This is a genomic window from Quyinboa sediminis, assembly GCF_042219855.1.
In the GTDB taxonomy this organism is placed as follows: Bacteria; Bacteroidota; Bacteroidia; order Bacteroidales; family UBA5342; genus JBHJHP01.
Genome location: NZ_JBHJHP010000001.1, coordinates 607,380 through 633,621 on the forward strand (window position 1 = coordinate 607,380; position 26,242 = coordinate 633,621).

27 protein-coding genes are annotated in these 26,242 nt (G+C 33.6%); all 27 read left to right on the top strand.

Annotated features, from left to right (window positions below):
• Positions 1-9 precede the first annotated feature (9 nt).
• The 27 genes from ACE1EF_RS02485 (at position 10) to ACE1EF_RS02615 (ending at position 26,156) form a co-directional block, all read left to right on the top strand.
• Entirely contained in the window at positions 10-981 is a 972-nt protein-coding gene (locus tag ACE1EF_RS02485; protein ID WP_375719027.1) for a glycosyltransferase, read from the top strand.
• Between the two features lie 199 nt (positions 982-1,180).
• Positions 1,181-2,164 carry an NAD-dependent 4,6-dehydratase LegB gene (locus ACE1EF_RS02490; RefSeq protein ID WP_375719028.1) on the top strand — a complete coding sequence of 328 codons (984 nt, stop codon included), beginning with the start codon at positions 1,181-1,183 and terminating at the stop codon, positions 2,162-2,164.
• Positions 2,164-2,883: a sugar phosphate nucleotidyltransferase gene (locus ACE1EF_RS02495; protein ID WP_375719029.1), complete on the top strand. Its 720-nt coding sequence runs from the start codon at positions 2,164-2,166 to the stop codon at positions 2,881-2,883. The genes ACE1EF_RS02490 and ACE1EF_RS02495 overlap by 1 nt, the downstream gene beginning before the upstream one ends.
• Positions 2,880-3,734 carry an NAD-dependent epimerase/dehydratase family protein gene (locus ACE1EF_RS02500; protein WP_375719030.1) on the top strand — a complete coding sequence of 285 codons (855 nt, stop codon included), beginning with the start codon at positions 2,880-2,882 and terminating at the stop codon, positions 3,732-3,734. The genes ACE1EF_RS02495 and ACE1EF_RS02500 overlap by 4 nt, the downstream gene beginning before the upstream one ends.
• A 9-nt stretch (positions 3,735-3,743) precedes the next feature.
• Positions 3,744-4,856, top strand: coding sequence for a DegT/DnrJ/EryC1/StrS family aminotransferase (locus tag ACE1EF_RS02505; protein ID WP_375719031.1), 1,113 nt, complete (start codon positions 3,744-3,746; stop codon positions 4,854-4,856).
• 122 nt (positions 4,857-4,978) lie between these two features.
• The gene (locus tag ACE1EF_RS02510; RefSeq protein ID WP_375719032.1) at positions 4,979-6,424 is read left to right on the top strand and encodes a lipopolysaccharide biosynthesis protein; all 1,446 of its coding nucleotides are present in this window, start codon (positions 4,979-4,981) and stop codon (positions 6,422-6,424) included.
• Complete coding sequence (locus ACE1EF_RS02515) at positions 6,421-7,131, top strand: sulfotransferase (protein WP_375719033.1); 711 nt, start codon at positions 6,421-6,423, stop codon at positions 7,129-7,131. Before ACE1EF_RS02510 ends, ACE1EF_RS02515 begins: the two co-directional genes overlap by 4 nt.
• 4 nt (positions 7,132-7,135) lie before the next feature.
• Complete coding sequence (locus ACE1EF_RS02520; RefSeq protein ID WP_375719034.1) at positions 7,136-7,828, top strand: WbqC family protein; 693 nt, start codon at positions 7,136-7,138, stop codon at positions 7,826-7,828.
• Positions 7,825-8,637, top strand: coding sequence for a sulfotransferase (locus ACE1EF_RS02525; RefSeq protein ID WP_375719035.1), 813 nt, complete (start codon positions 7,825-7,827; stop codon positions 8,635-8,637). The genes ACE1EF_RS02520 and ACE1EF_RS02525 overlap by 4 nt, the downstream gene beginning before the upstream one ends.
• An 18-nt stretch (positions 8,638-8,655) precedes the next feature.
• Positions 8,656-9,066 carry a sugar 3,4-ketoisomerase gene (locus ACE1EF_RS02530; protein ID WP_375719036.1) on the top strand — a complete coding sequence of 137 codons (411 nt, stop codon included), beginning with the start codon at positions 8,656-8,658 and terminating at the stop codon, positions 9,064-9,066.
• Positions 9,056-9,472: a sugar 3,4-ketoisomerase gene (locus ACE1EF_RS02535; RefSeq protein WP_375719037.1), complete on the top strand. Its 417-nt coding sequence runs from the start codon at positions 9,056-9,058 to the stop codon at positions 9,470-9,472. Before ACE1EF_RS02530 ends, ACE1EF_RS02535 begins: the two co-directional genes overlap by 11 nt.
• Positions 9,462-10,400, top strand: coding sequence for a hypothetical protein (locus ACE1EF_RS02540; RefSeq protein WP_375719038.1), 939 nt, complete (start codon positions 9,462-9,464; stop codon positions 10,398-10,400). Before ACE1EF_RS02535 ends, ACE1EF_RS02540 begins: the two co-directional genes overlap by 11 nt.
• Complete coding sequence (locus tag ACE1EF_RS02545) at positions 10,400-10,846, top strand: GNAT family N-acetyltransferase (RefSeq protein WP_375719039.1); 447 nt, start codon at positions 10,400-10,402, stop codon at positions 10,844-10,846. The genes ACE1EF_RS02540 and ACE1EF_RS02545 overlap by 1 nt, the downstream gene beginning before the upstream one ends.
• Positions 10,843-11,952, top strand: a complete 1,110-nt coding sequence (locus ACE1EF_RS02550; protein ID WP_375719040.1) for a DegT/DnrJ/EryC1/StrS family aminotransferase — start codon at positions 10,843-10,845, stop codon at positions 11,950-11,952. The genes ACE1EF_RS02545 and ACE1EF_RS02550 overlap by 4 nt, the downstream gene beginning before the upstream one ends.
• Positions 11,953-11,954: 2 nt before the next feature.
• Complete coding sequence (locus ACE1EF_RS02555) at positions 11,955-12,842, top strand: hypothetical protein (protein ID WP_375719041.1); 888 nt, start codon at positions 11,955-11,957, stop codon at positions 12,840-12,842.
• A 70-nt stretch (positions 12,843-12,912) separates the two neighbouring features.
• Positions 12,913-13,812, top strand: a complete 900-nt coding sequence (locus ACE1EF_RS02560; RefSeq protein ID WP_375719042.1) for a glycosyltransferase — start codon at positions 12,913-12,915, stop codon at positions 13,810-13,812.
• Positions 13,809-15,026 carry a glycosyltransferase family 4 protein gene (locus tag ACE1EF_RS02565; RefSeq protein WP_375719043.1) on the top strand — a complete coding sequence of 406 codons (1,218 nt, stop codon included), beginning with the start codon at positions 13,809-13,811 and terminating at the stop codon, positions 15,024-15,026. Before ACE1EF_RS02560 ends, ACE1EF_RS02565 begins: the two co-directional genes overlap by 4 nt.
• Positions 15,027-15,971, top strand: coding sequence for a glycosyltransferase family 2 protein (locus ACE1EF_RS02570; protein ID WP_375719044.1), 945 nt, complete (start codon positions 15,027-15,029; stop codon positions 15,969-15,971).
• Position 15,972: 1 nt separating this feature from the next.
• On the top strand, positions 15,973-17,094 hold the full coding sequence (locus ACE1EF_RS02575; RefSeq protein WP_375719045.1) for a glycosyltransferase family 4 protein: 1,122 nt from the start codon (positions 15,973-15,975) through the stop codon (positions 17,092-17,094).
• Positions 17,084-18,322: a hypothetical protein gene (locus ACE1EF_RS02580; RefSeq protein WP_375719046.1), complete on the top strand. Its 1,239-nt coding sequence runs from the start codon at positions 17,084-17,086 to the stop codon at positions 18,320-18,322. The genes ACE1EF_RS02575 and ACE1EF_RS02580 overlap by 11 nt, the downstream gene beginning before the upstream one ends.
• Positions 18,315-19,418: a glycosyltransferase family 4 protein gene (locus ACE1EF_RS02585; protein WP_375719047.1), complete on the top strand. Its 1,104-nt coding sequence runs from the start codon at positions 18,315-18,317 to the stop codon at positions 19,416-19,418. Before ACE1EF_RS02580 ends, ACE1EF_RS02585 begins: the two co-directional genes overlap by 8 nt.
• A complete protein-coding gene (locus ACE1EF_RS02590) occupies positions 19,415-21,544 on the top strand; it encodes a bi-domain-containing oxidoreductase (protein WP_375719048.1) in 2,130 nt (709 codons plus the stop codon). Before ACE1EF_RS02585 ends, ACE1EF_RS02590 begins: the two co-directional genes overlap by 4 nt.
• Positions 21,541-22,680, top strand: coding sequence for a pectate lyase (locus ACE1EF_RS02595; protein WP_375719049.1), 1,140 nt, complete (start codon positions 21,541-21,543; stop codon positions 22,678-22,680). Before ACE1EF_RS02590 ends, ACE1EF_RS02595 begins: the two co-directional genes overlap by 4 nt.
• Positions 22,677-23,768 (top strand): DUF354 domain-containing protein, encoded by a 1,092-nt coding sequence (locus ACE1EF_RS02600; RefSeq protein ID WP_375719050.1) that lies wholly within the window; start codon positions 22,677-22,679, stop codon positions 23,766-23,768. Before ACE1EF_RS02595 ends, ACE1EF_RS02600 begins: the two co-directional genes overlap by 4 nt.
• A complete protein-coding gene (locus ACE1EF_RS02605; protein ID WP_375719051.1) occupies positions 23,769-24,443 on the top strand; it encodes a glycosyltransferase family 2 protein in 675 nt (224 codons plus the stop codon).
• Positions 24,444-24,493: 50 nt separating this feature from the next.
• Positions 24,494-25,651, top strand: coding sequence for a non-hydrolyzing UDP-N-acetylglucosamine 2-epimerase (gene wecB, locus ACE1EF_RS02610; protein ID WP_375719052.1), 1,158 nt, complete (start codon positions 24,494-24,496; stop codon positions 25,649-25,651).
• Between the two features lie 157 nt (positions 25,652-25,808).
• Positions 25,809-26,156, top strand: a complete 348-nt coding sequence (locus ACE1EF_RS02615) for a four helix bundle protein (protein WP_375719053.1) — start codon at positions 25,809-25,811, stop codon at positions 26,154-26,156.
• The last annotated feature ends 86 nt before the right edge of the window (positions 26,157-26,242 follow it).

Consider the following 26,242-nt stretch of genomic DNA (forward strand, 5'->3'; position numbering starts at 1 on the left):
CAGGATTTGATGACAGAACCTTTGGTAACCATAGCATGTGCAACCTATAACCAGGAAAAATATATTGCTCAGACTATCGAAGGATTTCTGCTTCAAAAGACCACCTTTAAGGTAGAAATCATCATCCATGATGATGCTTCTATAGATGATACCGCGAAAATTATCAGAGAATATCAAAAGAAGGATGCACGGATCAAGGCCATTTTTCAAAAAGAGAATCAACATTCCCGTGGCGTCAAACCCTTCGTGGATATTTTAAGTCAGAAAGCTGAAGGTAAATATATTGCGATTTGCGAGGGAGATGATTACTGGACCGATCCGGATAAACTGCAAAAGCAGGTCGACTTCCTGGAAGCAAACCCTGATTATGGGATGGTCCATACCAACCATGCCATTTATTCTGAACATGAACATAAGTTTCTCAAACGAAACTTTGATGCACCGGTATACAACGATAACCCAACATTTGAAGATATTCTGCTGAAAAATCCGGTATCCACCTTAACGGTTTTAGCTAAGACCAGCCTGATACATAAGGTTATCAGTGATTTCCCCGAAAACAATACCTGGAAAATGGGTGACTTCCCCATGTGGCTTGGAATCGCTCACTATTCAAAAATCAAATATCTGCCTGATAATACAGCCGTATACCGAGTGCTGAAGAACTCGCTGAGTAATCAGCAGGACTTTAGTAAAAAACTGGCCATGTTCAATTCCGTGTTTGAAGTAAAAACATGGTATATGAAAAAATACGGTTGTTCGCAAGTGGTCAGAAAAAATGTAGAGATAGATTACCATAGAGAAAAGCTAAAGCTGGCCTTTGTATTCAGTGAACCCCAAACTGCACTTATGGCAAAACAGGAACTTTTAAAAACGAAAGCATTTAATTTTTTGGATGCTTTATTTGTTTTCGGATCTAAAAACACACTCAGCAGACTGATGGTAAAAGTTTATTTAAAACTCTTCATTTCGTTAAAATAGAATAATTTTATGATATTCTATTCAATCGTTTTAGAGATAATGCAATTGGATATTGGAGAAAGTCCTAATGTTATTTATTTAATAGATATAGTAATTCAATAATGTAATCGATGAAGATGCTGTTAGTTACACAATTGTTCTTAATTTGGAATAATACTGTTTTAAAATATTATCAAAGTCTTTTAACTATATAATGAAGATGAAAAAAAGTGCCCTTGTTACTGGTGCAGATGGTTTTATTGGATCACACTTAACTGAGGAGTTACTGAAAAAAGGGTATAAAGTTAAAGCTTTAAGTCAGTATAACTCCTTTAATTACTGGGGCTGGCTGGAAGATATTCCTGCAAATAATAAGTTGGAAATAATATCTGGTGATATAAGAGATCCTCATTTTTGTAAAATAATTACCAAAGATGTGGATGTTATATTTCATTTAGCAGCCTTAATTGCAATTCCATATTCATATAATGCACCAGATAGTTATGTTGATACAAATGTAAAAGGAACCCTTAACATTTGCCAGGCGGCAAAGGGAAACGGTAACATTAGGGTTATACATACTTCAACAAGTGAGGTTTACGGCACCGCACAATATGTACCCATTGATGAAATGCATCCCAAACAACCACAGTCACCTTATTCTGCTTCTAAAATTGGTGCTGATGCCATGGCTATGAGTTTTTACAATGCATTTAATTTGCCGGTAACTATTGCCAGGCCTTTTAATACCTATGGCCCCAGACAATCAGCAAGAGCAATTATTCCAACTATTATTACGCAGATACTTAATGGAGCAAATGAAATAAAGTTGGGTGATCTTACACCAACACGTGACTTTAATTTTGTCAAAGATACATGCAAGGGGTTTATTGCACTTGCAGAAACAAATGAAACCATCGGTAAAGAAATAAATATAGCATCAAACTATGAAATTTCTATGCAGGATACCTTGGATACCATACGGGAGATATTAAATTCAAATGTAAAATTTGTATCAGAAGAACACCGGATTCGCCCGGCTAAATCAGAGGTATTTCGCTTATGGGGTGATAATACATTGATAAGGAATCTGACTGGTTGGGAGCCTGAGTTCGATATCCGCAAAGGATTAGAAGATACTTGTGGATGGTATAGTGTGAAGGAAAACCTTGCAAAGTTTAAATCCGGAATATATAATTTGTAATGGCTGAGAAAAGAGCAGTAATACTAGCTGGTGGAAAAGGAACACGTTTAAAACCATTTACATATGTCCTGCCAAAACCCCTGGTGCCTGTTGGGGAACTACCTATACTGGAAATAATCATTAGACAGTTGAAGTATTATGGATTTAATCATATTACAATGGCAGTTAATCATCAGGCGGAAATTATTAAGGCGTTTTTCGGTAAAGGGGAGAAATGGAACCTTAAAATTGATTACTCACTGGAGGATAAACCTTTAAGCACAATGGGGCCATTAAAACTAATAAAAGATTTGCCTGAAAACTTCCTCGTGATGAATGGAGATATCCTCTCCGATATTGATTTTGCATCATTTTACGAACAACATTGCCATAACAAAGAACAATTTACCATCTTATCGAAAAAACGATTTGATAGGGTGGAATACGGAATTCTTGAGACAAATGAAACTGGTTATCTGAAAACATTTACAGAAAAACCCACCAATACTTACCAGGTAAGTACAGGTATGTATTTCATTAATCGCTCCGTATTGGAAATGATTCCAAAAGATACAGCATATGGATTTGATCATTTGATGTATAAGATGCTTGAAACCCATCAGCATGTAAAAGTTGTTCCGGTTGATGCATATTGGCTGGATATTGGCCGTCCTGACGATTATGCCATAGCGATGGAAACTTTTAATGAAAACAGGTCTAAATTTCTTCCAGTAGAATGAGGATATTGGTTACTGGCGCAAATGGTTTTGTGGGACAACGTTTATGTAAAAACCTTAAAGAAGGGGGGCATGAAGTCTTACAGTTTGACGTGGAACAAGGCGATATAACTGAGATTCCAGAACCCAATGGTCATCTGGATCATATTTTTCATTTGGCAGCCCGAACGTTTGTTCCGGAAAGCTGGAAAAATCCGTATGAATTTTATAAGACAAATACACTGGGAACAGAGGCAATACTTGAGATTTGCCGAATAAAAAATTGTTCCCTGACCTATATCAGCTCCTATGTTTATGGATTACCTGAGCAATTACCTATTAACGAGTTACACCCTGTAAAACCTAACACACCCTACAATCACAGTAAGTTGTTAGGTGAGGAATTATGTCGGTTTTATAACCAGCATTTTAAAGTAAATGTTACAGTTCTTCGACCCTTTAATATATATGGTTATGGACAATCTCAACATTTTTTAATCCCTACCATCCTGGGTCAAATATTAAACCCTGCTTTACAAGAAGTAACAATTCAAAACTTAACCCCCAAAAGGGATTATCTATATATCGATGATTTTATTAACTGTATTATGTCAACATTGGGATTGAATGGTTTTAAAATATACAATGTTGGATCAGGCAAGTCGTATAGTGTCGGAGAAATCATTCAAATTATACAGGATATTACTGGGTTGAATAAAATGATTATTGAAACAGGTGAAAGAAGAAACAATGAGATTAATGATGTTGTAGCTGATATATCATTGATAAAGAGTGAAATAAGCTGGGAGCCAAAACTTAAATTTAGAGAAGGATTGGAATTGATAGTACGTAGTTTAATGGAAGGAAAGCATTAGAATATAGTAATGGAAAAAATACTTGTCACACAACCGTTTCTTCCACCACTTGAAGAAGTGGAGCCTTATCTTAAACAGATATGGGAAAATAAATGGCTGACCAATAAGGGGCCATTTCACCAGGAACTGGAACAAAAACTGGCAGATTATCTGGATGTGGAGTATATATCGTTATTCAGCAATGGAACACTGGCTTTATTAATTGCATTAAAAGCGCTTAATATAAAAGGTGAAGTTATTACAACACCATATACATTTGTAGCTACCTCTCATACGCTATTATGGAACAACCTGACACCTGTATTTGCCGATGTGGACCCGGTTTATGGTAACCTTGATCCGGAAGCCGTTGAAAATGCTATTACGCCAAATACAACTGCCATTCTTCCGGTACATGTATATGGCAATCCCTGCGACGTAAAAGGATTGCAAGAGGTAGCAGATAAGCATAACTTAAAAATTATTTACGATGCAGCCCATGCATTTGGGGTTAAAGTAAATGAGAAGAGTATCATGCAGTATGGCGACCTCTCTGTTATGAGTTTTCATGCTACCAAACTCTTCAATACCTTCGAAGGTGGCGCCATTGCCTGTCATACCGAAGAGATGAAAACTAAAATTGATCATCTTAAGAATTTTGGATTCGACGGAGAGACCACCATCATCGGCACAGGCATTAACGCCAAAATGAATGAATTTTCTGCAGTGATGGGCCTGCTCCAGTTAAATCATTTTAAAGAGATTTTGCACAAAAGACAAACCATTGCAGAGCGTTACAGGAAAAATCTTAAAGGGATCAGCGGGCTCCGTTTTTTGTACGAAATGGCAGGAGTGGACCATAACAATGCGTACTTCCCTGTCTTTTTGGAAAAGAACTACCCACTGGATAGAGATACATTATATCAAAAGTTAAAAGACCAAAACATTTACGGACGACGCTATTTTTATCCACTGATTTCCTGGCTGGATTCTTACCAGAACCGGCCTTCTTCACATGCATCAAATCTGCCTGAAGCCGAGAAGCTTGCAAGTCAGGTGATTTGTCTGCCCATTTATCCGGATCTGGATCTGGAGATTGTGGATTTCGTTTGTGATATTATTGCTTCGCATACAAACAGGTGACTGGGTACATGTTACATGTTACAGGTGACTCATTATACCAAACCTTTAATCAATTGAAAATAAATACGATTAACGACATTTTAATTGTTCATTATTAACCATTCATTTTTCATTTAAATAAATTGTCAACTTTAAAACAACAGGCATATAAAGGTATTTTCTGGACGGCTCTTGACAGAATCAGTAATCAGGGTTTGCAGTTTATAATTGGAATTGTATTAGCAAGAATTCTAACTCCGGAAGAATTTGGTTTAGTTGGAATGATCACTGTTTTTATTGTCATTTCCAATGTATTTATTGATAGCGGATTTGGTTTAGCCCTGATAAATAAAAAGGAAACCAACATTATTGAAGAAAGTTCTGTTTTTTGGCTAAATCTGATTGTAAGCATTTTGGTATTTGTATTGCTCTATTTTTTATCACCCTATATCGCAAACTTTTATGAAGAACCAATATTAACTGATATAACACGTGTACTTGGCTTAACGCTTGTTTTACAAGCACTGGGTTCAATACATCTTAACCTTTTAACCAAAGAACTGGATTTTAAAACACAGTTTCGTTTAACGCTGACATCAAAAATTGTTTCAGGGATTGTTGGTATTGGTGCTGCACTGTATGGTTTTGGTGTTTGGGCTTTGGTTTTTCAGCGAATTGTACAGTCATTCTGGCAAAGTGCAGGTTTATGGATTTTTCATAAATGGCGGCCAAAACTTAGTTTTAGTTTACCGGAGCTTAAACCTTTATGGGGTTATGGTTCAAAATTACTTGCTTCGAGCTTACTTTCAACTGTTTCCGATAACATTTATTCTTTGGTTATAGGTAAAGGTTTTAGTGCAGCAGATCTTGGATATTACAGAAGGGCTAAAGGTTACCAAATTCTTCCGGTCTCGTTGTTAACTTCAACTATTGGAAGAGTTAGTTTTCCAATTTACTCAAAGGTTAAAGATGATAGTAAGAAATATCTACAGTTAATGCGAAAATCATTTTCTTTAATGAGTTTTGTAAGTTTTCCGGTATTGGCCGGATTAGCAGTAATGGCAAAGCCAATTATAATTGTTATGATTACTGATAAATGGCTGCCATCTGTTCCATACTTGCAATTACTTTGCATTATAGGAATGTTATATCCATGGAATTTAATGAATGTTCAGGCACTTGTTGCATATGGAAGGTCTGATTTAAATTTGAGAATTACAATAATTAAAAACGGCTTAAGACTGCTCAATTTATTTGTAATGATGAACTTTAGTGTGTTATTTATAGTGGTTGGAGAAGTTTTTGTATCACTTTTGTCCATTTTAATAAATAGCTACTATTCACGAAAAATATTTAATTATGGATTTATAAGTCAGTTGATGGATTTAAAACGGATATTTCTTTCAACTTCTTTACTGGTGCTAATAACATTAATTCCTTTGAAATTAGAACTTTCAGTAGAATATACGTTGACACTTCAAATAATGATTTTTGGTGTAGGGTTTATATTATTGAACCGATTAATTAATAAAGATAGTTTTAATGATTTACTTGTTAATTTAAAAAAATTAAAGTCAGGTAAAACGTGAATCCGCGCAAAAGAGCATGTATTTATAATGACTATTTAAGGTTCATCAAAAGATATTTTGTAAATCAATTTCACAAATTAAGAATAAAGAATAAACCTAAAATATTTTGTATTGGACTAAACAAAACCGGGACAACATCCTTTGAGTTTGTGATGAAAGAACTTGGTTTTATCGTTGGAGATCAGAGAGAAGGTGAAAAATTATTACACGATTATGCAAAACAGGAGTTTAGTTCACTGTTTAAGCTGTGTAAAACAGCACAGGTATTTCAGGATGCACCATTCAGTTTTCCCGACACCTATAAATATCTGGATCAGCAATTTCCGGGCAGTAAATTTATTTTAACCGTTAGGGATAATCCTGACCAATGGTACGAATCTATTACACGTTTTCATTCCCGAATATGGGCAGATGGTCGAAGGATACCAACTAAGGAAGACTTGCAGAATGCCACTTATATCTACAAGGGAAGGCCATGGGAAAGTAACAGGATATTATTTAAAACTCCCGAGTCTGATCCCTACAATAATCAGATGCTGATTGATTATTATACCAATCATGTTACGAATGTAAACGCTTATTTTAAGGATCGAACCAATGATTTATTGATTATAAATGTAGCAGAAAAAGCCAGTTATAGGCGGTTGTGTACTTTTGTACGAAAAAGACCGGTAAGAGAAAAGTTTCCCGTAATGAATAAATCATGATCTTATGAAATTAGCTGTAATGCAACCATATTTGTTTCCCTACCTTGCATATTTTCAGCTTATTTATGCTGTAGATAAGTTCATTTTTTACGATGACGTAAATTATATCAAGGGGGGATGGATCAACAGGAATAATATTCTCGTGAAGGGTGAAAAAAAACTGCTTACTCTGAATCTTATCGGTGCCAGTTCAAATAAGCTGATCAAAGATATAGAAATAGGTCAAAACAGGCAGAAATTGTTGAAAACCATACAACAGAGCTATACTAAAGCGCCTTTTTATAACAAAATATTTCCAATGATAGAATCTATTTTGTGCCATAATACAAACTTTATATCGGAATTGGCAATTCATTCAGTTATAAAAGTTTGTGAATTTTTAGGTATCGATTGCGAATTTGAAACCAGTTCCCTTATGTATGGTGATACAGCAGGTATGGAAAAAACAGAAAGACTAAAAAAAATATGTCGATTGAATGGTGCAGCAGTTTATGTAAACCCGATTGGTGGCCAGAATCTTTATAATAAGCATGATTTTATGCATAAGGGTATAGACTTGTTTTTTTTGAAATCAAGTTTCCCTGTTTATACGCAGTTTGATACTGGATTTATTCCCGGTTTATCAATCATTGATATTCTAATGTTCAATAAGCGGAAAGAAATCATTAATATGCTCGAAAAATATAAATTGGTGTGAAACGGATAGCCATACATAGTGTTCCTCGTTCTGGATCATCCTGGTTAGGCAGTATTTTTGATTCTCATCCGAACGTTGCCTATCGGTTTCAGCCGCTGTTCTCTTATACGCATAAAAGTCAGCTCAGGCCGAAATCCTCGTTTGATGATATAAACACATTTTTTGAAGATATACTGAACACGAAAGATTCATTGGTACTTCAAAAAGAAGCAATTTCTAATAAATTGGTTCCAGAGTTTACCAAAAATGAACCTACCCATATTGTCTATAAAGAAGTAAGGTATCATCATATTTTAGAAAACTTACTTAAAACAGATCCTGAAATTAAAGTTATTGGTCTTGTACGAAATCCCTGTGCGGTCATCAACTCCTGGATAAAAGCACCAAAGGAATTCAGAAAAAATGAAGGATGGAAAATAAAGGATGAGTGGCGCTGTGCACCAAAAAAGAATGCTGATAAACCGGAAGAATTTAATGGGTTTGAAAAATGGAAAGAAGTAACCCTTCTTTTTCATAAATTAAACGCTGAATTTCCTGAGCGATTTTATCTTCTGAAATATGACAGTTTACTGCAGAATACTCAGAACGCAGTGGAACAGTTGTTTAATTTCTGTGATCTGGAAGTGCCAGAACAAACCAGTTCTTTTATTACAGCAAGTCGTAGCATCCATAATTCGGACAATTCTTATTCAGTTTACAGAATAAAAGATAATGATTTAAACTGGGAAAATGAGTTGCCAAATGCAATCAGTTCACAAATAAAAGAAGAACTCAAAAGAACGCAACTTGAAATTTATCTTAAGGCGTAAATTACTTAATTTTACAAAATGGAACAGAAATCCGAAATAATACAGTTACCTAAAATTGAAGATCCAAGAGGAAATTTGTCGTTCATAGAAGAGAATAATCATATTCCGTTTAAAATAGAGAGATCGTATTGGATCTATGATGTGCCTGGCGGTCAGACCAGGGGAGGACATGCTTTTAAAAAGCAACAGGAATTTATTGTGGCGTTATCCGGAAGCTTCGATGTTTTGGTGGATGATGGAAAAGAAAAAAAAGTATATCAGCTTAACCGCTCCTATTACGGATTGTATATTCCTTCAGGATACTGGAGACAAATGCAGAACTTTTCAACCAATTCTTTAGCTCTTGTATTGAGTTCGACACAATTTGACGAGAAAGATTATTTACGTGCTTATGAAGACTTTTTAAAACTTAGGCAAAATGAAAAGTAGTGTTTATGATTGCGTAGTTTTACCCCTTAATAAGGTACAGAACCGAGCTGGTAACATTACCGTTGTAGAAGGCAATACAAACGTTCCATTTGATGTTAAACGTGTCTATTATTTATACGACGTACCAGGTGGAGAAGCAAGAGGAGGGCATGCTCATAAAAAACTTTATCAGTTAATTATTGCTGTTGGTGGTTCTTTTGATGTCTTGTTGGATGATGGTACTAATAAAAAAGTAGTAAAATTAAACCGCCCAGATTATGGCTTATTGATAGTATCGGGTATCTGGAGAGAGCTTTTTGAATTTTCGTCAGGAGCTACTTGTATGGTTTTGGCATCAGAAAAATATGACGAAAAAGATTATATTAGAGAATATAATTCATTCAAAATTTTTAAAAATGAATATTGAAGAAGTTACTTCAAGTGAATACGATGAAATCTTTCGTAATAATTATCATGTATTTAATTCACCAGATTTTTCAGAATTAAATAAAAATAAAGTAAATAGGCTATATTACTTATTATTTAAAGATTCTAAATTTAGATCAGGTCTTATTTTGGGTGAAAAGAACAATAATCTTATTTCACCATTTTCCGCTCCATTTGGTGGATTTACATTTTTAAATAATAATATTAAATTATCAATATTAGATGATACTTTACGAACTTTATTAGAGTGGGGCAAAAAAAAAAGATTTAAGTCAGTTAGAATAACACTACCGCCGACTATTTATAATGAGGACGTTATTTCAAAGCAGGTGAATTGTTTATTTCGAGCCAATTTTAGAATCACACAGATTGACTTAAATTATTCCTTCAATACTTCCTTATTTAATAAGGATTATAGTTCAGTTTTATGGAGAAATGCAAAGAAGAATTTAAAGATAGCTAGTTCAAACGATTTTAATGTAGTTTATAGTCAGGATTCAAAGAACTTAGAGGTCGCATATAATATTATAGCTTTTAACCGAAGGGAAAGGGGATTTCCATTACGAATGACTATGAATCAAATTTTGGAAACTTCCAAAGTAATTTGTATTGATACCTTTTTATGTAAATATGAAGGCAGCTATATAGCTGCTGCAATTGTGTTTAAGGTAACTGAAAAAGTTGTTCAGGTTGTTTATTGGGGCGATAATCCGGAGTATTCATCCCTAAAGACGATGAATTATTTATCCTTTAAGGTTTTTGAACATTACAGTAATGAAAACATTCAAATAGTTGATATTGGACCATCAACAGAAAACTCCATCCCCAATTATGGTTTATGTGATTTTAAAGAAGGTATAGGTTCAAATATTTCTCAAAAGTTGACATTTATAAAAGAGTATATCTAGTGGTTAAACTTGTAAGTTTTGATTTAAATTATCTCGAACTTTCCTGGCGTTGGTTAAATGATATTGAAATAAAAAGGCTAACTGATGCATCTGATTTCACTAAGGAAGAGCAGTTAATATGGTATAAAAATCTAAAAGAAAAAAAAGACTATATGATATGGGGTATTGAATATAATAAAATTCCTGTAGGTTCTTGTGGATTAAAGAGCATAACTGAACTCGATTGTGAGTATTGGGGATATATTGGAGAGAAAGAGTATTGGGGAAAAGGAATTGGAAAAACCATAATAGATAGAATGATAGTGGAGGCAAAAAAATTACAACTCGTAAGTATATGGTTAAAAGTAGTAAATGATAACAAACGGGCAATAAAATTATATGAACGTAAAGGATTTCTGACAATTAATGAGAATCATGATGCTCTTTTTATGCGTAAAATGTTATGATTAAATTTCTGGATTTAAAAACTATTAATGCAACTTATGAACCTGATTTATCTGAAGCAGTTCAACGTGTAATAAATTCAGGGTGGTATTTATTGGGAAAGGAAAATGAAGCCTTTGAAAATGAATATGCAGATTTTATAGGGACAAAATATGCCATTGGGGTAGCTAACGGACTTGATGCCCTAAGGCTTATTTTTAAGGCTTATATAGAATTGGGTTATTTAAATGAAGGAGATGAGGTAATAGTACCAGCAAATACATACATTGCATCAATATTAGCAATTTCAGATAATCGACTTAAACCAGTTATCGTCGAACCTTCAGTAGATACATTTAACATAGATCCCTTTTTAATTGAAAATGCAATTACTTCTAAAACAAAAGCAATTCTATTAGTTCATTTATATGGTAGAAATGCTATGCATAAAGAAATAGAACGAATTGTTAAAAAATATAATTTATTGCTCATTGAAGATAATGCACAAGCTCATGGTTGCTTTTACGGAGACAAACGAACAGGATCATTAGGACATGCATCAGGACATAGTTTCTATCCAGGGAAAAACTTAGGTGCTTTGGGTGATGGAGGAGCAGTTACAACTGATGATGAGGAGTTAGCCTCCATGATACGGATATTAGGCAATTACGGGAATACTAAAAAATATGTAAACGATTATCAGGGATTAAATTCTCGTTTGGACGAAATTCAAGCAGCCATTTTACGTGTGAAATTACAGCGCTTAGATGAAGATAATCAGTATCGTCGTGACCTCGCAAAATTATATTTGAATAATATTGTTAATACATCAATTATATTGCCATACTTGCCTGCAGAACTTGAGCAAACACATGTTTGGCATCTTTTTGTTATTCGTAATACAAATCGTGATAGGTTACAAAAATTTCTTACGGAAAAAGGCGTGCAAACACTTATCCATTATCCAATACCACCGCATATTCAAAAGGCTTATTCCAATTTTACATTTAACAACCGTGGTTATCCAATAACAGAACAATGTGCTGCTGAATGCCTGAGTTTACCAATTGGTAAACACCTAAATGAAAGCGAAGTAATTGAAATCTCCAAACTTATCAACGAATTTTAAGCATGGGTAAATTGTATGTTCACATCGGTTTACCTAAAACTGCAACAAGTACATTACAAGTTGAGCTTTTCAATAAGATTGTTTCTGAAAAACTAGAATATCTAGGAGTTCAACATCCAAGAGATAAGAAACAAGATATATTGTATTATAAATTTATGAATTCTGTTAATACAGGAACTGAAATAGAACAGACCAAGTCTTTGCTGAAACATAAATTAGATAAATATGATTTATTAATTTCAGAAGAAATGCTTGTCGTTACAAGTGCTAGTATTACATGGCGAGAAAAATTACAAAATTTATCTTTAATATTAAAAGGACTAGATTTTAGCATAATTATTAGTGTGCGAGAACCTGCATCAGCAATGTTTTCATATTATTTGGAACTTTATGCAATATTAAAAAAGCGTGGAAGTTTTTTAGATATTGCTTTAAAGGATGATGCAATGCGAATTTATTATTATAAAGAATTTTTAAGTTTCTGTATCGATAAATTTAGTAAAACACGTATAAATTTGATTAAGTTCGAAGATATTATTAAAAATGATATTACTGATATTACTAAGATTATAGGTTACACCCCAACCAAAATTACTTTTAGTAATATTAATTCTAAAATCCTTAAAAATGAAAAAATAATTACAAATTCAAATATAAATATTAGTCAACTATTCATGTTTGTAACTAGAGTTTTAAAACTAAACAAAATAAGATTCTTAAAACGGTTTAAAGGTTTATACAAGATTTTGTTAAATAAAACAAAAAACATCATTTTAAAACAAGATAAGGTAAATATAGTATCCACTGAAGTTTTGGACCAAATTAGAATTGAATTGAAAGATCAAACAGATTATTTAAGAGATAACTATAAAATTGATTATTCAATCTAATCATAAATGTAAATAGATGCTTGTTTTACTTTAATACAACTAAATTTATATTAAACGATTAAATAGAAAAATGAATAAAACTCATGATCCTCTCGTATCGGTTATTGTTTTAACATATAATAGTTTGGATTATGTATTGGAAACTTTAGAGAGTGTAAAACAACAGTCATATAAAAAAATTGAATTAATTATAACGGATGACGGTTCGTCTGATAAAACCGTTAGTACATGTGAAACCTGGTTATTGAGGAATAAAAAATGGTTTATACAAACTCGACTAATTACCACCGAGAAAAATACTGGAGTTCCAGCAAATTGTAATCGTGGAATAAAGGCAGCAAAAGGTGAATGGATAAAATTTATTGGTGGCGATGATTTATTACTGAAAGATTGTATAAAAAATAATATTGACAATACAGTAAAAAATGCAAAGATTAAAATCCAGTTTTCGAAGCAGCTATACTTTAAAGCATTAAATGGGGAAAAACAAATAATTGAAGATCTTTATTTCAAAGAAAATTACAGATATTACAATATTGATAATGAAGAACAATATAAAGTTTTATTAGTAAGGAACTTTTTAATTGCACCAACATCGTTTTTTAAAGCAACTGTATTTTATGAGATTGGTTTGTTTGACGAATCAATAAAGGGAATTGAGGACTATCCGTTTTGGTTGAAAGCTTCCCAGAAAGGTTATAAATTTTACTTTTTTGATAAGGAAACCGTCATGTACAGAAAGTCTGAAATTAATAGTTCCAGTTTGCCGAGAATGCATTTATATATGAAAAAGATATTTTTTAAATATAGATTCATTCCATTGTTGAAATATAGGCCTTATTACGCATATGACAGGTTTATCTTTTACACCTTAATTCCTTTAATCCTTAAAAACAAATATTTCAAAGTGTTTTATTATGTATTATCACCATTATCAGTATTTAAGTCATTCAGCAACATTAATCCATGAATTTTATATTTTGTTGTAATGAGTATCCACCATCTAAGAATGGTGGTGTAGGTACAGTAACAAAGATAGTTGCAGAAGAGCTAACTCAAAGGGGACACCGTGTTATTGTTATTGGGTCTTATGATTATTATTATCCTTACCTTAATAAGGATAAACGACCAATCAAAACAATAATCAATAATGTTGAAATTCATAATCTAACTTATAACCGATATAAAAGGTATTTTGGTCTAAGATTTTCCCGTTTTATACAGCTTTTTTTAAGAAAAATCTATGTTGAACATTTCATTATTAAGGGCGCAATTAGAAAGCAGGAAGGTTATATAAAAGATTTAGCCGATAAGAATAAAACCGATATAATTGAATTTGTTGATTACAATATATTTAATAAGTTATTAAAGTTTAAAATTAAGTATGCTTCTTATAAACAAAAAACAACATTCAGAATCCACGGTTCTGCATCTTTTATACATTATTTCAAGAATGGTTCTATCAATAATACACTTTTAGAAAATGATATTAACTATTTAAGTAACGCGGATTTTATATTAAGTACAAGTGATTTTTCCAGCCAATTTTTAAAAAAACACTTAAATGTTAAATCAAAAATTGATAAGATATATAATCCAATTAGTTTTAATAAAAAACTGGTTAAGCCTTTAAATTTAGAAAGTAACAGGTTACTTTATTTTGGTAAATTAACAAAAACAAAAGGAATATTTACTTTAATAAAAGCATTTAATGAAATCTCACTAAAGCATTCAGAATTTGAATTAATCATAATTGGAACCGGTGAAAAAATACAAGTTGAAAATGAAATAACACCTCATGTTAAGTCACAAGTAAAGTTTTTAGGATTTGTTTCGGATGAAGAATTAGTAGATGAAATAGACAAGTCGTATTTGTGCATTTTACCATCATATTTTGAAAACTTTAGCATGGCTGCTTTGGAAGTTCTGTCAAGAAAACGGACATTGATATACACAAAACGGGCTTCTGGTCCAGAATTAATTGATGATGGTGAAAATGGTATATTGGTTAACCCAGAAGACCATGAAGAACTAAAAAATAAGATCGAAAAGTTAATTATTGACAAGGATTATAACTTTCAGTTAGCAGAAAAAGGATATAAGCATTGTATGAAACATTTCTCAACAGATAAAATTGTTGATTCATTAGAAGGATATTATAGGAGTATATTAGCTAATAGTTAAATGTCAGAGCAACCTCTAATAACTGTTTTTATATTAAACTGGAATCGTAAGCAATACCTTGATAGGGTTATAAGATCCATAATAAATCAGACGTATAAAAATTTGGAGATCCTATTTGTAGATAATGATTCCAGTGATGGCTCTTATGAATATGTAAAGGCCAATTATCCAAATATAAATGCATATAAATTAGATGAAAATTATGGCTGTCCTTATGGAAGGACACTGGGTAGCCGGTGGGCAAATGGCGAATTCATATTATATGCAGATGATGATGGGGTTTTAGATAAATACGCCCTTGAAAATGCTTATAATAGTATTACAACTGATGACAGAATAGGGGTTGTAAGTGGAAAGGTTATAGAATTTACACGTGAGAATGAGATTACTGATAACATTTCAATTAAACCTGATAAAAAGATATTACCTTTTTTTCATGGTGGTATTTCCATGCACAGAATGAGTATGTATGCTAAAACCGGATTATATCCTCCTTTTTATTTTTACGGAGGAGAGGAAGGATATTTATCAATGAATATGCTAAAAAATAACTACTACGTTATTCATGACGCTTCGGTTGTTTTATGGCATGAAAAGAAAAAAAACAGAAATAGGGCTGTTGAACTGGTTAACCGGCAAAAAAATAACCTGACCAATAAAACAATATTTTGGCCGTGGATCTATTTGTCATTGTATGTTTTAAAAATCATAATTAAACATCCTTACCAGGCATTTAAATATAAGGTATTATTGAACTGGTTAAAACTCTGGCCAACTCAAATCATAAAATCATTTTTAACAGGATTACATAACAGAGCCCCTTTGATGAGAAATGAATTTAAATCTTATATTGGTTTAAGCATAAATACAAATAAAGTAATACCAGAAAAATTTGATAAAATATCAGTATTTAAGAAACTGTTTTTTGTTATAGTAAATAGTTAAAATGAAAGTACTTATTGTTCAAAGAGTATTACCCAAGTACAGGCAGGATATTTTTACCGAATTAAATAAGGAGGTAAAGATTAATGTGATGTATAGTCAACTCAAACATGCATCTTTTCTGTATGAACAAAAAAGTAAAGATGATTTGTTTATAAAAGTTCCTGCATACAAGTTTGGGAAAAGCAATACAGCAATATTGCAATGGCCACTTAAATTAATAAGGAAAATAAAACCGGAACTTATTGTTTGTGAAGCTTCTCCAAGTTTTTTAACATTATGGCTAATAATAATTTTAAAATACTTTTTAAGTTTTAAATTGGCTCTTTGGGGGCACGGTGTTAAATATAATGTTTCAAATCCGTATTTAGGCTTTCGAGGTAAACTCATAAAGTATTTACATAAAAAAGCGGATGCATTATTAATTTATTCCCGTGATAGAGCAGAAATTATTCGAAAATTCCCTATGAATTGTGAAAAGACATTTGTTGCAAGTAACACTTTGAATACGAATAAATTAATTGACATTAATAATCGTCTTAAAAAAACTGATCTTAAAGATTTTAAAATTAAAAATGGCTTTAATAAAACATATAATCTAATCTTTGTTGGTAGGTTATTGGAAAACAAGGGAATTGATTTAATGCTTGAAGTTTTTAAGCTATTGAATGAAGACCTTGATATTGCTCTGCATATAATTGGAGATGGACCACAGAAAAATTTTGTGGAGCATGAAGCTGCTACATCTGAAAATATTCACTACCATGGTCAGATCTACGATGAGGAATTACTTTCAAAGTATCTATTTTGTTCTGATTTATTTGTAATGTTGGGTTATGTCGGACTATCTATTATTCATGCTTTTGCATTCTCTTGTCCGTTAATAACAACTTACGGTCCGGATCATAGTCCTGAAATTGAATACTTGAAAAACGATATGAATGGAAGAATAGTAAATAACAATATCCATGATATCAGGAATACCATTTTAGAAATACTAAATAATCCTCAAAAACTTGGTGAAATGCAGAGAGAAGCTTTTGATACTATAAACTCAGAAGCAAGTTTGGAGAATTTTATATCTGGTTTTAAGCAATTAATTTCTTATTTGGATAATGAGATTTAAGGAGTTTTACAGATGGTTTCGAAAAATGCCTTTTTTAAAAAAATGGTTTGTTTTTTTTATAATTATTAGACCAATCATTGAACCTTTTTATTTTTTTAAAGAAATATCTGTTGTACTATCTCCATTGTATTGGATTGGATTATTGACATTTGTTTTTTCAATATTTGCATTAGTAAGATATAAAACCAATAAACTAAAGAAGTTTAATTCATTTAAAATATGGGGTATATTTGTTATATTTTCATCATTTACATTAATATTTTCTTCAAGTCTGGTAGTATTTCTAAATTTCTTTATTAAGCTAACGTACCCTGTACTTATTTTCTTTTTTCTAAGGGTTTTAATTAAAAACAAAGTAGACTTAATAGGGGTATTAACAAGCTTCTTATATTCAATGATCTTTGTTGTTGGATGGTTCTTATATGATATTTTTGAATTTGGGTTTAACTTAAGATTTGGTAGCAGTTATGCGGATATTGTTAACTATGGGTTTTATGCAAACTTTGCATTTATATTACTAATATACTTTTTTATTGAATCCAGAAGCAAAAAAAAATTATTTAAGTTCAACATTAATCCATTAGTACTTATCGTATCAGTTTTAGCCATAATTTCTGCTCTTTGGGCTATTAAACATCTTGCTTCCATTGCTGTATTTATAGGTATCTCAATTGTATTTTTATTGACAAATTCAGGAACCAACAAGAAACTGTCATTTATTGCTTTGTTCGTTTATATTGGATTTATTCTAACTTTTGGTGGAAACTTCTATGAAGAAGTAATGTCGGAAAAGGTAGAAAAAGAAATAGAAGTTGCAGAGGGTGTGAGAGATGAAGCACAGTTGTTTCATGGTAGGGGATCAAGATGGATATGGTTATGGGATGAATATAAAAATGGAAACACTTTTTCTTATTTTTTTGGTTATCCATATAATTTAAGGTTTTCATTTCACATGGTTGGGATTACACCTCATAATGATTTTTTGAGAATTCTATTTCTTACCGGAATTTTCGGACTCCTGTTTTATCTATCTTTCATATTTAATATATTTAAGCGAATAAGGTTCTTGAATGAAAGGGATAAATTTTTGTTTTATTCATCCTTATTGACTTTTATCTTGTATTCACTTTCTACTGTGCCTACTTTTTATCCTGGGTTTAATAATTTTATATTTACCACATTTGCATATCTAACTTTGCCAAAAGGTATTTTAAAATATTATGACTAAATATAAAGTGCTGATAGTTGGTAAGGAGCCACCCCCGTATTATGGAACAACCGTTTGGTACGAAACTCTGCAAAAACAATTGTGGCCCGATGATTTTAAAATGTGTTGGTTTAATAACAACATTCACAAACAATTATCAACCTTGGGCAAACTATCCATTAAAAAGATCTTTTTAAATGTTCAATTGTATTTTCAGTTTTTTAAATACCTGAAAAAAAATAAACCTGATTTAGTAATGGTTCCTATAAGTCAGGCAACTGTCGGTTTTCTAAAGGATTCTGTTTTTGTTTATATAAGTTCTATTTATTCAAAAACGATTCTCGTTTTACATGGTTCAAACTGGTTAAACTGGCTATCTAATAGTAGCAAACCTGTAAAGAGATATAGTGAACATATTATTAGACGTGCTGATTCGGCCGTTGTATTAGGCGAAAATCTAAAGTTTATCTTTGAGAAATATCTGCCAAAAGATAGAATCTTTGCTGTTCCAAACGGTATAAATTTTCGTATAACGGAGAAAACGAAAGGTAAATCCAATGCAAATTCCAAATTGGTTTTAACGTATCTCGGAAATTTACAGGCCACAAAAGGCATTAAAGAGATTTTTAAATCATTGGAAAAAATAGATGCAGACAGGATTGTCTTTAAAGTAATTGGAGAATGGAGAGATAATGAAACTAAAGAATTCTGTTTAGATATCGTAAACAAAAATCATTTGGATGTAGATTTTAAAGGTCCACTCTATGGTGAACATAAATATGCAGAATTGGCAACAAGTGATTTATTTATTTTTACACCAAAAATGCCGGAAGGTCATCCACTTGTAATACTGGAAGCAATGGCAATGGGTTTGCCAATTATTACAACGGACCGGGGAGCAATCAGTGAATCCGTACAAGATGGATTTAATGGTTTTGTTTTGAAAGATCCGGAGCCAGATATTATTGCCCGGAAGATAAGCTTTTTTATAGATAATCCTTTGGAATTAAAGAAATGGGGAGAAAATAGTAAGAGTCTGTATAATAATAAGTTTACAGCTAAAAATATGGTTGAAAATTATTCAACTGTTTTTAGAAAAATATTGGAAATTAAATGAAACAACTCACACAACAACTTAAATCGGGTAAAATGGAAATTGTTGAAGTGCCGTTTCCAGCATTAAACAAGGGCTATATCATGGTACGAAACCATTATTCCGTAATTAGCTCCGGCACAGAAGGCAAAACGGTGACTGATGCAAGAAAAGGATATATCGCCAAAGCACGATCTCGCCAAAAAGAAGTTAAACAGGTTATTTCGATGATAAAAAGTAACGGATTGTTGCCAACATATAAATTTGTTATGAATAAGCTGGAAGCACCTTCTGCCCTGGGCTATAGTACTTCCGGAGAAGTTATTGCTGTTGGTGAAGGGGTAAACGAGTATCAGGTTGGTGATTGGGTAGCTTGTGGTGGAAATACAGCATCGCATGCCGATGTCATATCTGTTCCTGTAAACCTGGCTGTAAAGGTTCCTAAATCTGTAGATTTAAAACAAGCTGCATTTTCCACACTTGCGTCTATTGCCATACAGGGGATCAGGCAATCCAACTTAAGATTTGGTGAGAACTGCTTAATTATTGGAATGGGGATCATTGGGCAGCTGACCTACAAAATAATGGAAGCTTCCGGAATAAATCCGCTCGGTATAGATGTTTCAGAAACACAACTTACATTAGCCCGTAAAGCCGGATTAAACAGCGTATATAATCGTTCTCAGGATGGACTTGAAGAAATTATTTCAGCATTTACAGGTGGTATTGGGATTGATGCTGTTATCATTACAGCCGGAACTTCGTCCATTGATCCGGTAGAATTTGCCGGTAAAGTAGCCCGCAAAAAAGGAAGGATAGTTGTTGTAGGTGCAGTACCAACAGGCTTTAGCAGAGAAAATTATTATAAAAAAGAACTCGAGTTGGTAATGTCAAGTTCTTATGGCCCCGGAAGATCTGATTTAAACTATGAAGAAAAAGGACAGGACTACCCGGTTGGTTACGTACGCTGGACAGAAAACCGTAATATGCAGAGTTACATAAGACTTCTGGAGAACAATAGAATAAATATAAGTTCTATGATTTCCCACACCTTTGACTTAGCTGATTCGCCTGATGCATACGATTTAATACTTTCAAAATCAGAACCATATTCAGGAATTCTGATTAATTATGATTTAGAGAGTACTTTAAATAAGGACGTATTACTGAGGAGCGATACCATTTCGGTAGATGAGGTAAATGTTGGTTTTATTGGTGCCGGCACTTTTGCACAGGGAACACTTTTACCAGCCATGAAGGACAAATGCAATTTTATTGGTGTTGCTACTTCACGAGGGAATACTGCAAAATATGTGGGAGACAAGTATGGCTTTAACTATTGTGCCGAATCAGCTGATAAATTACTCGGGGATGAAACGATTAATACGGTTTTTGTTACAACCCGGCATAATTTGCATGCACAATATGTCATCGAAGCGCTTACAAAAAATAAGAACGTCTTTGTTGAAAAGCCTTTAGCTATGAATTTCAAGGAGCTGAAGGATATTAAGAAATCCTTTGACAGGTCGCAGGGTAATGTAATGGTTGGATTCAACAGAAGATTTGCGCCGGCTGTTCAGGAACTAAAAAAGCATTTTAGTGATAATGTACCTAAATCAATTGTGATCAGGGTTAATTCAGGAATTATGCCGAAAGAGCATTGGGTTAATGATCCGGAAATTGGAGGAGGACGTATTATTGGAGAAGCCTGTCACTTTATTGATTTAGCTATGTTTTTATCCAGTTCATCCATTATCTCTGTGTCTGCCGAGACCATGAAAGATCCAAATGATTTGAATAATACAGTTGCGATAAACCTAAAAATGAAAGATGGTAGTATAGCATCTGTAAATTATTTTGCCAATGGAAACAAAGAAGTCAGGAAAGAGTATATTGAAGTATATTCCGCAGGCGTTGTCGGGAGAATAGATGATTTTAAGGAACTCTCAATATTTGGTAAAAAGGTGATCAATACAAAATATAAAAGTGTGGATAAAGGGCACAGGCATTGCGTTCAAACATTTCTAACTTCAATTATGGAAGGGAAATGTCCTATTTCCTTTGAGGAATCTTATTTAAGCACTCTGGCTACATTAAAAGCTGTTCAAAGCATTAATGAAAACAGAAAGATTCAAATTGATGAGGAATGATTGAAGAGGCATTATTAAAACTTAAAAACTATATTGAATCACAGAATTACAGGGGTTACGATCCATATGATGCCTTAAACTCGCCCTTATTTAAATTACCGGTTTTAAAAAGTAATAAGCTAATACGTTTTGGCTCTCAACAACTGGTAAAACGTTTTCCGCTGAATTTAAGACCCCTGCTGTTCATTAAAAAAGGCATAAATCCGGTTACCCTTGGGCTATGTATTCAGGCCTATGCGTATCTTTATGAACATGATAAGAAAAATAAACAGCAACATTTTAATAAAATTGAAGCCTTAATTGAAAATTTAGAAATGCTAATTCCTGAAGGATATTCAGGTGCCTGTTGGGGATATAATTTTGATTGGGAAGCAAGGTATGCAAGGATTCCTTCTTTGGAACCAACAGTTGTTGCAACCGGAATAATTACCAATGCTTTATATATTGCTAATGAAAAGACAGGGATAAAAAAAGCAGCTGATCTGGTGGTCAGTGCTTCGGCCTTTGTAACTAAAGATTTAAAAAGAACTACATTCGCAGATGGCATTTGTTTTTCGTATTCGCCTTTCGATCGTCAAACTGTTTTTAATGCTTCAATGAAAGGTGTTAGAATTCTGGCACAGGCTTACAAACTAACCCAAAATGTAAACCTAAGAGACCTTGGTGAAAAAGCAGTCGATTTTGTCGTGTCGCATCAAAATGAGAATGGTTCCTGGCCATACGCCTTAGCCAATAAAGGAGATTGGTCCGATAGCTATCATACGGGGTATGTTCTGGATTGTCTTGACGATTTTCAAAAGTTGACAGGTGTTAATAAGTATAATCCCTTCATTAAAAATGGTTATGAATATTTCATACAGCATTTTATCATAGACGATCAGATTCCTGCTTTTTATGATTATAATCAATATCCTGTTGATTGTACCGCGGCATCTCAGATTATACTGACTACAAGTCGATTTGGCGATATGGAAATTGCAAAAAATATTGCACTGTGGACGATCAATAAAATGCAAAAAAGTAACGGGAGCTTTAAATTCAGAATGTTTAAGAATTATGTAATTCATAATTCGTTTATGAGGTGGTCTGATGCATGGATGTTTGCAGCCCTTTCAAAAATATACGAGAAAAAATGAAAATTGCTTTTTACCTCGGACATCCTGCCCATTTTCATTTATTTAAGAACGTCATAAAATCCTTATCTGCGACGCATGATACTACCATACTGATTAAAAAAAAGGATATTCTGGAAAAGCTTTTGGAGGAAGCAGGCCTTACATATATCAATATTCTTTCAGAAGGCAGAAAAGACAGTAAAACAGGATTGTTGGTAGGGATGATTAAAAGATCATGGCGCCTGTTCAGATTTTATAAAAAACTTAAACCTGATCTTTTAGTCGGAACAAGTGTGGAAAATTCCTTTATGACTAAGATATTGGGAATTCCAAGTATAAATGTAAATGAAGATGATGCTGAAGTGGTACCTCTCTATGCTAAGTTAAGTTATCCGTGGGCATCCGTAATATTAAATCCTTCCAGCTGTAATTCCGGTAAATGGGATGAAAAAGCGATTAAGTATTCCGGTTATCAGGAACTGGCATATTTGCATCCCAATCATTTTACGCCACAAAAAAAAGTAGTTGAAAAATATTTTCCGGTCACTGATACTTATTTTATTATGCGGTTTGCTAAACTAACTGCACATCATGACAAAGGGATAAAAGGTCTTAATGCAGAACTTTCCAAAGAAATAATAAAAATTTTGGAACCTCATGGCAAGGTTTATATTACTTCTGAAAGAGAATTGTCACCCGAGTTTGAACCATACAGAATAAATATCGATACGTTGGATATGCATGACGTTATATCTTTTGCGAGCTTATATATCGGGGATAGTCAAACAATGGCTGCTGAAGCGGGTGTACTGGGTATTCCCTTTATTCGTTTTAATGACTTTGTTGGAAGAATAGGTTATTTGAAAGAACTGGAAAACACATATCAGTTAGGTTTTGGTTATCTGCCAACACAGAGTGATCAATTGCTAAACCGGATAACAGATTTACTGAACGATGATAAACTAAAACATTTTAATCAAAACAGCAGGATGTTAATGCTTAAGGATAAAATTGATTTACATCTGTTTTTAACATGGTTCATCGAAAACTATCCTCAAAGTGTAAAAATAATGAAGGAAAATCCCGATTATCAGAACCGGTTTAAGTAAATGCCTCCAATTTCACTCTATCTGTTAAATCATAATTATGGTTTATTTCTTGAAGAGGCCATACAATCTGTATTAGATCAAACTTTTACTTATTTTGAATTTATCATAATTGATGACGGTTCAGTTGATAAGAGCAGAAAAATACTCCAAAATTTATCTCAGACTCATCCTCAGATAAAAATTGTTTATCAGGAAAATTATGGCTTAATTGCATCGGCAAATAAAGCGGTCGAAATAAGTTCCGGGTATTATCTAATCAGGCTTGATGCTGACGATATATTGCATCCTGATGCATTAAAAATATTATGTCGTTATGCTGAAAATTATCCCGATACCGACTGGATTATTCCCGGCTATTACCTGACAAACCAGTCCGGCGAAGTTACCGATAAAAAGAACCGGGGAATGGAACCTTTTTATATTTCACTTGAAGATACAGAACCACATGGTGCATGTTCATTAATAAAGAGGAAAACACTTTTAGAGGTTGGTGGATATTCAAGTCATGTGACCTGTAGAGATGGACTGGATTTATTTTTGAAAATAAAAGAAAAGAGGAAAATATTATCGGTACCGGAACACTTATTTTATTACAGGCAACATAATCAAAGTTTAACCAGGAATAAAAAACTTATAGAACAAACAGAATCTGTTTTATTAAAACGAAATCTTTAATCGTTACACGTAACCTGTCACCCGTAACGTGTAACCAGTAACCATTCAGAATGAAAATCATATCAGTAGTAGGGGCAAGACCCAATTTTATGAAGATAGCACCATTTATTAAAGCTATCGATGCGTATAATAATGAGAACAACGATAAAGTTGAACATATCCTGGTGCATACCGGGCAGCACTACGATGACCGGATGAGCCGGTCTTTTTTTGAGGCGCTGAATATTCCGGATGCCGATATCAACCTGGGCATCGGATCAGGGACGCATGCCGAGCAGGTCGGAAATACCATGATCGCATTTGAAAAGGTACTGCAACAGGAAAAACCGGACTGGGTAGTCGTGGTGGGAGATGTCAATGCAACGCTTGCCTGTTCGGTAACGGCAAAGAAGGAACACGTTAAGGTTTGCCATATTGAAGCCGGCCTGCGCAGTGGTGATATGCAGATGCCGGAAGAAATCAACCGTTTGGTGACTGACCGCTTATCCGATCTGCTGCTGACACCGGATAAACTGTCCATTGAAAACTTAAAGGCAGAGGGTGTTGAAGATAAAAAGATCGGGTTTGTTGGGAATATCATGATCGATACGCTTGAAGCACAGCGGGAAAAGGCACAGAAGCTGGAGATCCGGAATATTCTGAAAGAAAACCTTCTGGATGAAAACGAGTTGCCTGATCATGGTTTTTCAAAGTTTGGCATTGTGACGCTGCATCGTCCTTCGAATGTGGATGATAAAACGGTCATTGGTGCGATCGTAAATTTTTTCATACGGGAAGTGATTACCGACCTGCCATTGATCTGGCCCATACACCCTAGAACACAAAAGCAGTTAAAGTCTTTTGGATTATGGGATGCTGTTTGTGAGGCGCCAAACCTGGTGCTGCTGCATCCGCTGGGCTATCATGATCTGTTGCGTCTGAATATGGATGCTGAGATAATGCTGACCGACAGTGGAGGCCTTCAAGAAGAGTGCACCGTTTTGGGAACACCTTGTCTGACCCTGCGCTGGAATACAGAACGTCCGATTACCCTCAGGGAATATGGTGGAGCCAGCGTACTGGTGGGAAACAACATAGAACGCATCCGTTCAGAGTATTTTGAAACCATTGCCAAAGACCGTAAACCACAGCGCCCTGAACTTTGGGATGGAAAAACAGCAGAGCGGTGTTTGCGTGCAATTCTGGAATATGATGAACGTGATTCGTAAAACCGTGAACCGTGAAATCGTGGAATCGTGATTCGTGAAATCGTGATTCGTGAAGCGTAATATCTTAAAATGGTTTATGAAATTTGATGTAATCAGATTAAAATATGACTCACGACTTACGATTAAAGACCCAATTCAATCCCTAAATCCAAATAAAATGAATCACAAAGAATTAGATGTATGGAATTTGTCCATGCAATTTGTTGTCGATATTTATGAGCTCACTAAAAAATTTCCGCATTCTGAACAGTTTGGTTTAACGAATCAGCTTAGGCGAAGTGCTGTATCTATTCCTTCAAAAATCGCCGAAGGTGCCGTCAGAGAACATACTAAAGAATATAAGCAGTTTTTAAGTATAGCACGTGGTTCTGCCGCAGAAAGTGAAACACAATTACTGATAGCTCAATCTTTACGTTACATAGATAATGAATTGTCGGATTTAATACTAGAAAAGAATAAACGAATAATGATGATGTTGACTGCAATGATTCGTAAAATGCGTTAACCTTTTGTTATTTGTAAAATCGTGAACCGGGAATCGTGAAGCGTAAACCGTGAAATCGTGAAAACATGATCTTGGTAAATGTTAAT